This is a genomic window from Ruegeria sp. P10 (assembly GCF_056534925.1).
In genome coordinates, this window is sequence record NZ_JBQERJ010000001.1 from 188,222 (window position 1) to 199,772 (window position 11,551).

Below are 11,551 nucleotides of genomic sequence, written 5' to 3' on the forward strand. Positions count from 1 at the left end.
TTTGGACGTACTTTCCCTAATCCCGCAATTTGGCAATCTTCTCTGGACGATTGTCGCGTTTGTCATCGCATTGTCGGTCATCGTCGCGGTGCACGAATACGGCCACTACATTGTGGGGCGTTGGTCCGGTATCCATGCCGAAGTGTTCTCGATCGGGTTTGGCCCGGTTCTCTGGAGCCGTGTCGACAAACGGGGGACAAGATGGCAGATCGCGTTGCTGCCGTTTGGGGGGTACGTAAAGTTCCTGGGCGATGCCAATGCAGCATCGGGCAAGGATGAAAAGGCGATGGAAGGCATCGCTACCCAAAGCCCGGAAGAGCTGCGCCGCACCATGCATGGTGCCCCTTTGTGGGCACGGGCCGCAACGGTCGCGGCCGGACCTGTCTTCAACTTCGTCATGTCCATTCTGGTGTTTGGCCTGATTTTCTGGTCACAGGGCGTATCGAAGGAGCCGCTGACGGTCGGAACGTTGCAACCCTTGCCAGGCACTGTGCAGGAACTGAGAGAAGGTGATGTGATCACCGCAATCGCCGGCACACCGACACCTGACTATGATGAAGAGGGGGCCTGGCAGGACTTTATCGATGCGCTGCCTGTGGAACCGGTTCTGGATTACACGGTGATCCGGGACGGTGAAACGCTGGATGTACAAGCACCATGGATGTTTCCACCCCTGATCCGCCAAGTGGCCCCACGCAGCGCGGCGATGGATATTCAACTGAAACAAGGCGATGTCATCACGGCGGTGAACGGAGAGCCGATCTTTGCCTTCGAGCAGCTGAAGGATTTTGTCGAAGGGTCCGACGGCCGGGTTCTGCTGTTGGACGTCTGGCGGGATGGGTCCGAGCTGGAATTCGCATTGGCCCCCCGACGCACGGATGAACCTCAGCCGGATGGCGGTTTCGTCACCCATTGGCGGATTGGGATCATCGGGGGCATGATGCTGGAGCCAGCAACTGAACCGGCCGGTATTCTGGATTCACTGACCGGCGGTGTCAGACAGACGGGCCGCATTATCGAAGGGTCGCTGTCTGGTATGTGGCACATGGTGACGGGGGCAATCAGCACCTGTAACATCTCGGGGCCGATCGGGATTGCCGAAACCTCGGGGGCAATGGCCAGCCAGGGGGCGCAGAACTTCATTTTCTTCATCGCGGTTCTGTCGACGGCGGTCGGATTGCTGAACCTGTTTCCGATCCCGGCATTGGATGGCGGGCACCTTGTGTTCTACGCCTATGAAGCCATTGCAGGGAAACCACCCAGTGATGGGGCCTTGCGGGTGCTCATGGGTGTAGGGATCACCTTAATTCTCACCCTCATGCTGTTTTCAGTGAGCAACGATTTGTTCTGCTAATTGTGGCGCGTGGCGCAAGATTGGGCCGCAAAATTGCCTCATTCTGACGTTATGATTTTTGCGTCTGAGGGAAAAACCATGACCAAAACGCTGAAAAAATCGTATCAGAGCTTTAGCTTCCTGTTCGTGCTGAATTGGGATGTTCTGCTGAGCTTTGCAGTTACGGCGTCGGCTATGGCAGGTGCCGCCTATCTGGCGGCCATGTGATTCTTACTGAAATTAACGTCGTCAATTTGAATGGCAGTCTTCGCGGCTGCTTCTATTTCGCCTTTTGACAAGCTCATTCAATCCCGTTACTCAGCATTAAAGTCTTAAATTCTGGGTAGAGCATAAAATGACTGACAGGCGAGGGGCGGGCACATCCTGCGGGCAGCAAATGCCAACAAACAAGATTTTGTGGCAGGCGCTAGCGGTTCTTTTCCTTTTTGTTGCTGCAAGCTTAATGACTTTTCCGCATGCAGCACAGGCGCAAAACTATACGATCAATTTGTTTGATGTTGAGGGCAATCGCCGGATTGAAACCGGTACGATCATCGCCCGAACGGGAATCGAACCTGGCCAGACTGTAACTGCGGGCCAGCTCAATGATGCCTATCAGCGTTTGCTTGACAGTGGTGTATTTGAAACAGTCGAGCTGACGCCGCGGGGGTCTACGCTGGTCATCACGGTTCAGGAATATCCAACGATCAATCAGATCAGCATCGAGGGTAACGCCCGTGTCAAAGACGACGTGTTGCTGGACGTTATCGAATCTCAGCCGCGCCGCGTCTTTACCCCGCAGTTGGCCGAGTCTGACGCCGACATGATTGCTGAAGTGTATTCGGCCCAAGGTCGAGTTGCCGCGACCGTGATCCCTCGGATTATCCGCCGTAGCGACAACCGAGTTGATCTGGTTTTTGAAGTGGCAGAGGGCACGACCATTGAAGTGGAACGTGTCAGTTTTGTTGGCAACCGTGCCTTTTCGGACCGTCGTTTGCGCCGCGTTCTGGAAACCAAGCAGGCAACCTTCCTGCGGACGTTCTTCCGGAACGACACCTTCATCGGCGATCGTATCGAGTTCGACAAGCAGGTCATCCGGGATTTCTACCTGTCACGAGGCTATGTCGACTTCCGCGTGAACAGCGCCAATGTCGAGTTTACCAGTGAACGGGATGCGTTTTTCCTGGTGATGAATGTAACCGAGGGCCAGAAATTCTCATTTGGTAAGATCACGACCGTCAGTGAGATTCCGGGCGTGGATCCGGCCCCTTATCAGGACGCGCTGAAGATCAAGCCCGGCGTGACATATACGCCGACGCTGGTTGAAAATTCGATTACGCGACAGGAACGGCTGGGCCTGAAGCAAGGTGTGGATTTCCTTCGCGTGGAACCACGTGTTACACGCAATGACCGCGATCTGACTTTGGATATCGAATTTGTTCTGACAAAAGGTCCTCGGATCTTTGTCGAGCGGATTGATATTGAAGGTAACACAACCACCTTGGACCGGGTGATCCGCCGTCAGTTCGATACCGTCGAAGGTGACCCGTTCAATCCCCGCGAAATCCGTCAGGCCGCCGAGCGCATCAATGCCCTGGGCTTTTTCGCCGTCGCGGAAGTCGAGCCGCGCGAGGGATCGTCGCCCAGCCAGGTCATTCTGGATGTAGACGTTGAAGAACAACCTACCGGCTCGCTGAGCCTCGGAGGCAGCTATTCGGTTACGGACGGCTTCGGGATTGCCGTTGCCCTGAACGAATCCAACTTCCTGGGTCGTGGCCAGAACCTTGGTGTGTCGATCTCGACCGCGCAGGACTCGGAACAATATACGCTCAGCTTCACAGAGCCTTACCTTCTGGGTCGCAAGCTGCGCTTTGACCTTGGTCTGGGGCTGTCTGCCACCAATTCCGGGTTTGCAAGTTACGACACAAGCAGTCTTTTCTTTGCACCGCAGCTGACCTATGCGATCGGTGAATTGTCGGCTCTGCGGCTCCGCTATGGCTGGGACCGCAGCGAGATGACGCAGCAGGACAACGAAGTTAACGGCGCGGTGATTGCTTCTGAAATTGCGCAGGGCAAACGGACGTCCAGTTCTTTGGGACTGTCCTACATTTATGACAGCCGTATCGGCGGTCTGGACCCCAATACCGGCGTTCTGTTCGAGGTTGGCGTTGATGCCGCTGGACTTGGCGGGGACAACAAGTACTTCAAGACCACGGCGCGTGGTATCGCGCAAACCCGGGTATGGAACGAAGAGGTGGTGCTTCGGGCCACGATGGAGCTGGGCGCGCTGCACTGGCGCGGAAACGATTTCAGCCGTACTGTTGACCGGTTTGTGCTGGGGCCCAATACCTTTCGGGGTTTCGAACCTGCGGGTATCGGACCGCGTGACCTGTCCAACGGTCAGGATGACGCGATCGGGGGCAACTACTACTGGGTTGCCCGTTTCGAAACCGATTTCCCGCTGGGTCTGCCCGAGGAGCTGGGTCTGCGTGGCGGCCTGTTCTATGATGTCGGCAACCTCTACAACATCGACAACGTCAATACGGCAGGTGCAACCATTGTCGGTGCAAACGGATCGATCCGGCACGTGATCGGTATTTCGGTGCTCTGGGAAACTCCGTTCGGGCCGTTGCAGTTCAACTTTTCGCAGCCTCTCAAGAAAGAATCTTTCGACAAGGAGCAGAACTTTGACTTTACGATCCAGGCCCGGTTCTGATCCGCGATGCTGAACAGATTGCTTGGCAGAACACGGGGCCCGCTTTGGGCCCTGTGTGCATTTATGGCGATGGTCCTGGCGTCTTTGGCAAATGCTCAGCAGCTTGGTGTGCCTCAAGCCAGTGTGGTCACCCTGTCCAGTGAAGAGCTGTTTGCCAAGTCCGCTTTCGGACAGCGCGTTTTGCGTGAAATTGAAAAGGAAAGCGCCTTACTGTCCGAAGAAAACCAACGGATTGTCGCGGAACTGAGCCGCGAAGAAAAGGAACTTACCGAGCAGCGCGCCACCATGTCGGCCGACGAGTTCCGCCCCCTGGCCGAGGCGTTTGATCTCAAGGTTCAGTCCCATCGCGAGGGGCAAAGGGCAAAGCTGGACGTACTGGCCCGTCGCAGCGAAGAAGCCCAGCAGACCTTTTCCGAGATTGTGCGCCCGGTGCTTGTCGATCTGTTGCGCGAAATTGGGGCCAGCGTGATGATCGAGCGATCTAATGTCGTCGTCAGCACGTCCGACATCACCGAAGCCGCAATCATCCGAATAAACGCCGCGATTGGTGATGGAAGCGATTTGCAACAGGGTCAGGGCGAATAGGTTCGCTTGCCCTTGCAGTGCTGTATTGCTAACCACGCAAAAAAAGAAACATCCAAAACGGGATATCTGCATCATGAGCACAGAAACCAAAAGCGCAGACATTCAGCTGATCCAGAGGATCCTGCCGCACCGCTATCCGTTTTTGCTGGTCGATAAGGTGGTAGATATCTCGGGCTATCAGTCGGCGCGCGGAATCAAGAATGTCACCATGAACGAACCGCATTTTCAGGGACATTTCCCCGGTACGCCGATCATGCCGGGTGTAACCATTGTCGAGGCAATGGCGCAGACCGCCGGTGTGATGCTGGGTGTGGGAATGGACGTCATCGACACCGAGCTGTTGATTTACTTCATGAGCATCGACAAGTGCAAATTCCGCCGCAAGGTGGTGCCCGGTGATGTGCTGGAAATGCATGTGGAAACAGTGCGTGGGAAAAAAGGCGGAAAGCTGTTCAAATTCAGCGGCCGTGCAACTGTCGAAGGCGAAGTTGCCGCCGAGGCGGAATTCTCGGCTTATGTCGACTGGGATATGGAAAAGACAACATGAACGGAGTCCATCCCAGCGCAATTATTGAAGACGGTGCGCAGATTGGACAGGATTGTATCATCGGTCCCTTCTGCCACGTGGGCCCACAGGTGAAACTGGGCGATCGGGTCGAGTTGAAATCGCATGTGGTCGTGACGGGCGACACCTCGATCGGCGACGATACCGTCGTGTTCAATTTCTCGGTGATTGGTGAGATCCCTCAGGATCTGAAATTCAGTGGCGAAAACACCCGGCTTGAGATTGGCAAACGCAACCGCATTCGCGAGCATGTAACAATCAATACCGGGACCGAAGGTGGCGGAGGGGTCACGCGGATCGGTGACGACTGCCTGTTGATGGCGGGTGTTCACGTGGCCCATGACGTTCAGATCGGCAACCGTGTGATCATGGTGAACCATGCCGGCGCGGCGGGGCATTGCATCGTCGAAGACGACGTGATCGTCGGTGGCATTTCAGGGCTGCATCAATGGGTGCGCGTTGGACGCGGGGCCATTATTGGCGCGCTGACCATGGTGCCGAAAGATGTTATTCCTTACGGCCTGGTACAGGCGTCGCGGGGTGAGCTGGATGGCCTGAACCTCGTCGGTCTCAAGCGCAAGGGTGTATCGCGAGAAGATATCTCGGCGCTGCGCGCGGCATTCAAGGAATTGTCCGACGGCGAAGGCACCTTTATGGATCGCGCCAGCCGGATCGGTGAAGGCAACGAAAGCGACTATGTGCAGCAGATCGTGGATTTCGTCACCGGCCACAGTGACCGATCCTTCCTGACCCCGAGGAAATAGGGTCATGCTTGCGTTGATTGCGGGAACCGGGGCGCTGCCGACCGAAGTTGTTGCGCAGTTGACAGAACGCCCTCTGATCTGCGCGATGGAGGGGTTTCTGCCTGACAGCCTGAGTGCAGATGTCGTGTTTCCTCTGGAACAATTGGGCAGTTTCATCGCTGACCTGAAGGCGCGGGGCGTGACCGATATCTGTCTGGCCGGCGCTGTTCGGCGCCCGCCAATCGACCCATCGCGCATCGACGCCGCGACGCTGCCATTGGTTCCGATCATCCAAAAGGCCATCCTGTCCGGGGATGACGGAGCTTTGCGCGCGGTGATCGGAATTCTTGAGGGTGCCGGTCTCACCCTCAGGGCCGCGCATGAGATCGCGCCCGGTTTGTTGCCGCCTGTGGGATGTCTGACCGAGGCCCAGCCCTCGGATGCCGACATGGCCGACGCTGACCGCGCCGCCGGGATTCTTCGGGCAATGGGGGCGGCGGATACCGGGCAGGCCTGTGCCGTGTCCAAAGGGCAGGCGCTGGCCATCGAGGGGGTGTTCGGCACCGCGTGGATGCTGCAATCCCTGACCCAACGCCCCGACGCTGGCGGGGGCATTCTGTTCAAAGGCCCCAAACCCGATCAGGATCGGCGCGCCGATTTGCCCGCCATCGGGCCGGAAACTGTTACCGACACGGTTGCGGCAGGTTTGTCCGGGATCGTTTTGGAAAAAGGCGGTGTGCTCGTTCTGGAAAAAGAACGCGTCATCGCTGAATGCAACCGTCTGGGTCTGTTTCTCTATATCCGCGAGCGGGCAGTCTGATGCGTGTCTTTCTGGTCGCCGGTGAACCTTCGGGCGACCGGTTGGGCGGCGCGCTGATGGAGGGGTTGAAAACCCTGGTGCCCGAGATTGAATTCGACGGTGTGGGAGGCCAGCTGATGCAAGCGCAGGGCCTGCGCAGCCGGTTCCCGATGTCCGAGCTGTCTGTCATGGGGCTTGTCGAAGTGCTGCCGAAGTTTTTTCACCTGAAACGGCGGATATCCGAGACGGCACAGGCGGTGCTGGACACGAAACCGGATGTTCTAATCACCATAGACAGCCCGGATTTCAGCTTGCGCGTCGCCAAAATCGTAAAAGCCAACAGCAACATCCGAACCGTGCATTATGTTGCCCCTAGCGTCTGGGCCTGGCGCCCCGGGCGTGCAGACAAGATGGCAAAGGTCATCGACCATGTGCTGGCTCTTCTTCCTTTTGAACCTCCGTACATGGAGCGGGCAGGGATGGAATGCGACTTTGTCGGCCATCCTGTGGTTGGCGAACCGACTGCCACACCAGATGAGATCGCCGCCTTTCGCCACCGCTTTGATCTGGGTAATGCGCCGATCCTGCTGGCCTTGCCCGGGTCGCGGCGGGGTGAGATTGAACGTCTGGCAGAGTCTTTCGGCGGCGCGTTGCGGTTGTTTTTCGATGACCACCCGAATTACCGCGTGGTGATCCCGACCGTAGGTGCGACAACAGATCTGATAAATGAACTGGTACCAGAATGGCCTGGCGCGCCCGTGGTGCTGGATCCCCGCCAGGTGGGTGCGGAACAAGCCATGGCCGACAAACGAGCGGCCTTTGGCGCCGCAGATCTTGCCCTTGCTGCTTCGGGAACGGTTTCGCTGGAACTTGCAGCGCAGAATACGCCGATGGTCATTGCGTACAAGCTGAACTGGCTGACGCAGAAAATGGCGGAACGGATGGTCAAGCTGGACACCGTTACACTGGTCAATCTGGTTTCGGAAACACGCGCCGTGCCGGAATGCCTGCTGGATGATTGTCAGCCTCAGAAAATCGCCGAAGCCTTGCGAAAGGTCGCCGACGCACCCGATGCGCAACAGCATGCCATGAACCTGACCATGGACAGGTTGGGGCGTGGGGGCGAAGCACCCGGCTTGCGCGCAGCGCGGGCGGTTTTGAACAGAATGCAGTCACGCAATGCTTGATCACGCGCTGTTTGCAGTCTCTGCGGGGATCGCGATGATCTCTACCAATCTGGACAATCTGGCTGTCTTGTTGGGCTTGATCCTGGTGATGGAACAGCGCCGCGCGATCGTGGGTTTTGCCGTCGCTCAGACGATCGTACTTTCCCTGGCCATGACCGTGGCCGTGGGCCTGAACCAGAGTGGCCTTCCGTTTTGGATCGGCTATCTTGGCCTTGTCCCGCTGGTGTTTGGCTTGCGCGGAATCTGGCATCAGTTTCGCGACGCGGACACCGAAGGTGCGGAGTCAAAAGGGGCGGTGACTTCGGTGGTGACGCTTTTCCTGAGCCTCTCGATAGACAGTTTTGCGGTAATGACCCCTCTGCTTGCGGACTCTGCGCCGTCCTATCGGGTTGTTGCGTTGATCGGTGCCGCCAGCGCGGCCGCCTTGCTGGTTGTTGTTGCGGCATGGGGGGCGCCCCACGCCAAAAGCCTTGGTCCGCGCGTTGCCCGGCTGGATCGGATTGCGCCCTATATCATGGTCTGCGTCGGGCTCTATATTCTCTTCAACTCTCCCACCGATATGGTGTGACCCGGCAAAGAGAGCGCGTTGTCTCGCATATGTGACCTGCAAAGGTCTGTTGCTGGGGCGCAGGTCCAAGGTATCGTGACCCAGAAAAGGAGTTTTCAACATGACCCGCATCCCCCCTTTGTCGGATCAGGAAATGACCGCCGACGCGCGCGCGTCCTACGCTGCATTGGGTGCCTATGGCCCGTTTGACAACTGGGCCCGCGTCGCAGCGTATTGCCCTCCGGTTCTGAACCATGTCACGGGTATGCTGACAACCCTGCGAGAGCAAGAGAACTTGCCGCGCCGTGCGTTGGAGCTGGCGATGGTGACGGTTTCAAAACTGAATGCCTGCGATTATTGCGTCTCGCATCACACACCGCTGCTGACCGTCGCGGGGCTGAGCCCCGAAGGGGCGGCGCGTCTGCCGGACGTCGAGGATCATCCGGAACTGGATGCCTGTGACAAGGCGGTCGTGCGCTATGCCGAAGCCGTGACGATCCGGTCGGGCCGTATGAAGGATGCCGAAGTGGCGGATCTGAGGGAATGGTTCACCGATGCTCAGATCGTCGAGCTGACCTGGCGCATCGCCTTGTGCGGTGCGTTCAATCGGTTCAACGATGCATTGCAGATTCAGATCGAACCCGAGGTCGAGCCGGTTTCAGCCTAATACCCACGCCAGATCCAGCCACCGCCGAACACGCGGCTGCCTTCGTTTGCGTAAAACACGCAGGCCTGCCCTGGCGAGATGCCTTCCTCGGGGGTCAGCAGTTCGACCTCGGCCGTAGTGTCCGACAGCGGCCGAATGATTGCCTCGCGCGGCGGGCGGGTCGAGCGGACTTTGACGGAAAGATGCCATTCATCGCGTGACGAGAAGGGGTCATCGCCCAGCCAATTGATCTCGCGCACCGGAACGACTCGCGTTGCCAGCATCTCTTTCGGGCCGACAACGACCTGCTTTTTGTCGACGTCCAGTTTGACGACATAAAGCGGCTCGCTGAGGCCGCCGATGCCAAGACCGCGACGTTGGCCGATCGTATAGTGAATCACACCGTTGTGTTGCGCCAGTACGCGGCCATCGGCGTGAACGATCTCGCCGGGTTCCGCGGCTCCGGGGCGCAGTTTTTCGATGACGCTGGCATAGTTGCCGTCGGGCACGAAGCAGATATCCTGGCTGTCGGGCTTGTCCGCCACCGACAGCCCATACTGCGCCGCCATCTCACGGGTTGCGTCTTTCGACGGCAAGTGGCCCAGCGGGAAGCGCAGAAAGTTCAATTGCTCTGGCGTGGTCGAGAACAGGAAATAGGACTGATCGCGATTGGCGTCTTCGGCGCTGTGCAGTTCCGGTCCGTTGGCGCCCATCTTGCGCTGAATGTAATGGCCGGTGGCCATGCAGTCTGCCTCGAGATCCTTGGCGGTTTCCAGAAGGTCCTTGAATTTCACCCGCTCGTTGCAGCGGATGCAGGGAACCGGCGTCGCGCCTGCCAGATAGCTGTCGGCAAACTCGTCGATCACGGCATCCTTGAAGATGTTCTCGTAATCCAGAACGTAATGTGGAAATCCCCGCTCTTCCGCCACGCGTCGCGCATCATGAATATCAATTCCAGCGCAACAGGCGCCTTTCTTGGCCAATGCCGCGCCGTGGTCATAAAGCTGCAAAGTCACACCGACCACATCATAGCCCTGATCGGCCAGATAGGCCGCGACAACGGAACTGTCGACGCCCCCCGACATCGCCACAACGACCCGCGTTTCCGAGGGTGGTTTGGCAAAGCCAAGCGAGTTCAGCGGGGTCTCGGTGTCGAGGGCCATTGCAGATTCCAGTCCGGGTTAAGAAAGACCGGCAGAATATAGGAAAATTCTACACACTCTCAAGGGGCGGTTTCACGCGACTTTAAGTAGGCTGAGGGCAGCTTTGGTGCAGCAAGAAGGGTAAAGCGATGTATTTGCACAAAGTTGAAGGGCCAAGGTCTGTTGCTCTGCCGGATGGATCCATTTTGACGCATGCGGATTTGCCGCCCGCGAACACAAGGCGATGGGTGGCGTCACGCAAGATTCTTGTCGTGCGTGGCGTGCTTTACGGGTTGATCAGCCTGTCTGACGCAAAAAAGAAATACGGCCTGAGCGACGAAGAATTCAACGGTTGGGTTTCTTTGATCGCGGAACACGGCGTTGAGGCGTTGAAGGCGACGGCGTTAAAAAAGTATCGACAACCTAAAGGAGAGCGTGAATAAATGATTCAACGGTAACGTCAGATTAACCATTCTTGGTCAGGTTTAATTTTAATTGGAATTATTGGCCCGAATTGGAGCAGTGAAAAATGCGCATACTTCTTGTCGAGGATGATCCGACCACGTCCAAAAGCATCGAACTGATGCTGACGCATGCGAACCTGAACGTCTATGCGACGGATCTTGGCGAAGAAGGAATCGATCTGGCAAAACTCTATGATTACGACCTGATCTTGCTGGATTTGAACCTGCCGGACATGAACGGGCATGAGGTTCTGCGCCAGTTGCGGATCGCCAGGGTGGAAACACCGATTCTGATTTTGTCCGGTGCCGATGATACCGAAAGCAAGATCAAGGGATTCGGCTTTGGCGCCGATGATTATCTGACCAAGCCTTTCCATCGCGAAGAACTGGTGGCACGCATACATGCCATCATCCGCCGTTCCAAAGGGCATTCGCAATCGATCATTCATACAGGGCGAATTGCGGTGAACCTTGATGCAAAAACCGTGGAAGTGGATGGCAAGACGGTTCATTTGACCGGCAAGGAATACCAGATGCTCGAGTTGCTCAGCCTGCGCAAGGGGACGACTCTGACCAAGGAAATGTTTCTGAACCACCTGTATGGCGGCATGGATGAACCTGAGCTGAAAATTATCGATGTGTTCATCTGCAAACTGCGCAAAAAGCTCAGCAATGCGACCGGTGGAGAGAACTATATCGAAACCGTCTGGGGCCGTGGCTATGTGCTGCGAGACCCGCAAAGCAACACGCTGGACGAAACACGGATGGCAGTCGGGCTTTGAATTGAACCACCAGTGCCGCCGGTGGTCCAGGGTGGCACTTTG

At 57.2% G+C, this 11,551-nt stretch carries 13 protein-coding genes; 12 read left to right on the forward strand and 1 reads right to left on the reverse strand.

The features are described 5' to 3' along the window. Nucleotide 1 precedes the first annotated feature (1 nt). From rseP to ACR0FB_RS00970, 10 genes are all read left to right on the forward strand, one after another. Complete coding sequence (gene rseP / locus ACR0FB_RS00925; RefSeq protein WP_171632595.1) at nt 2-1,354, forward strand: RIP metalloprotease RseP; 1,353 nt, start codon at nt 2-4, stop codon at nt 1,352-1,354. Between the two features lie 78 nt (nt 1,355-1,432). Next, a complete protein-coding gene (locus ACR0FB_RS00930; protein ID WP_480619345.1) occupies nt 1,433-1,561 on the forward strand; it encodes a hypothetical protein in 129 nt (42 codons plus the stop codon). A 127-nt stretch (nt 1,562-1,688) separates the two neighbouring features. Beyond that, the gene (gene bamA, locus ACR0FB_RS00935) at nt 1,689-4,049 is read left to right on the forward strand and encodes an outer membrane protein assembly factor BamA (protein WP_480619347.1); all 2,361 of its coding nucleotides are present in this window, start codon (nt 1,689-1,691) and stop codon (nt 4,047-4,049) included. Between the two features lie 63 nt (nt 4,050-4,112). Further along, nucleotides 4,113-4,634, forward strand: a complete 522-nt coding sequence (locus ACR0FB_RS00940) for an OmpH/Skp family outer membrane protein (protein ID WP_171632589.1) — start codon at nt 4,113-4,115, stop codon at nt 4,632-4,634. Between the two features lie 73 nt (nt 4,635-4,707). Then, nucleotides 4,708-5,181: a 3-hydroxyacyl-ACP dehydratase FabZ gene (gene fabZ, locus ACR0FB_RS00945; protein WP_152457928.1), complete on the forward strand. Its 474-nt coding sequence runs from the start codon at nt 4,708-4,710 to the stop codon at nt 5,179-5,181. Then, on the forward strand, nt 5,178-5,963 hold the full coding sequence (lpxA, locus tag ACR0FB_RS00950; RefSeq protein ID WP_171168239.1) for an acyl-ACP--UDP-N-acetylglucosamine O-acyltransferase: 786 nt from the start codon (nt 5,178-5,180) through the stop codon (nt 5,961-5,963). Before fabZ ends, lpxA begins: the two co-directional genes overlap by 4 nt. A 4-nt stretch (nt 5,964-5,967) precedes the next feature. Further along, complete coding sequence (locus tag ACR0FB_RS00955) at nt 5,968-6,762, forward strand: LpxI family protein (RefSeq protein ID WP_480487509.1); 795 nt, start codon at nt 5,968-5,970, stop codon at nt 6,760-6,762. After that, entirely contained in the window at nt 6,762-7,928 is a 1,167-nt protein-coding gene (gene lpxB / locus ACR0FB_RS00960; RefSeq protein ID WP_480619349.1) for a lipid-A-disaccharide synthase, read from the forward strand. The genes ACR0FB_RS00955 and lpxB overlap by 1 nt, the downstream gene beginning before the upstream one ends. Further along, the gene (locus ACR0FB_RS00965; RefSeq protein ID WP_210092338.1) at nt 7,921-8,496 is read left to right on the forward strand and encodes a hypothetical protein; all 576 of its coding nucleotides are present in this window, start codon (nt 7,921-7,923) and stop codon (nt 8,494-8,496) included. The genes lpxB and ACR0FB_RS00965 overlap by 8 nt, the downstream gene beginning before the upstream one ends. Before the next feature lie 100 nt (nt 8,497-8,596). After that, the gene (locus ACR0FB_RS00970) at nt 8,597-9,142 is read left to right on the forward strand and encodes a carboxymuconolactone decarboxylase family protein (RefSeq protein ID WP_480487513.1); all 546 of its coding nucleotides are present in this window, start codon (nt 8,597-8,599) and stop codon (nt 9,140-9,142) included. Here the strand turns inward: ACR0FB_RS00970 and mnmA are convergent. Next, a complete protein-coding gene (gene mnmA, locus ACR0FB_RS00975) occupies nt 9,139-10,284 on the reverse strand; it encodes a tRNA 2-thiouridine(34) synthase MnmA (protein WP_171632577.1) in 1,146 nt (381 codons plus the stop codon). The two genes, ACR0FB_RS00970 and mnmA, sit on opposite strands and share 4 nt — an antisense overlap. A gap of 128 nt (nt 10,285-10,412) precedes the next feature. On the opposite strand from mnmA, the gene sciP reads away from it, so the two are divergent. Both sciP and ctrA read left to right on the forward strand, forming a co-directional pair. Then, a complete protein-coding gene (gene sciP / locus ACR0FB_RS00980) occupies nt 10,413-10,706 on the forward strand; it encodes a CtrA inhibitor SciP (protein ID WP_171632574.1) in 294 nt (97 codons plus the stop codon). A gap of 86 nt (nt 10,707-10,792) precedes the next feature. After that, the gene (gene ctrA / locus ACR0FB_RS00985) at nt 10,793-11,509 is read left to right on the forward strand and encodes a response regulator transcription factor CtrA (RefSeq protein WP_152457936.1); all 717 of its coding nucleotides are present in this window, start codon (nt 10,793-10,795) and stop codon (nt 11,507-11,509) included. Nucleotides 11,510-11,551: the final 42 nt, after the last annotated feature.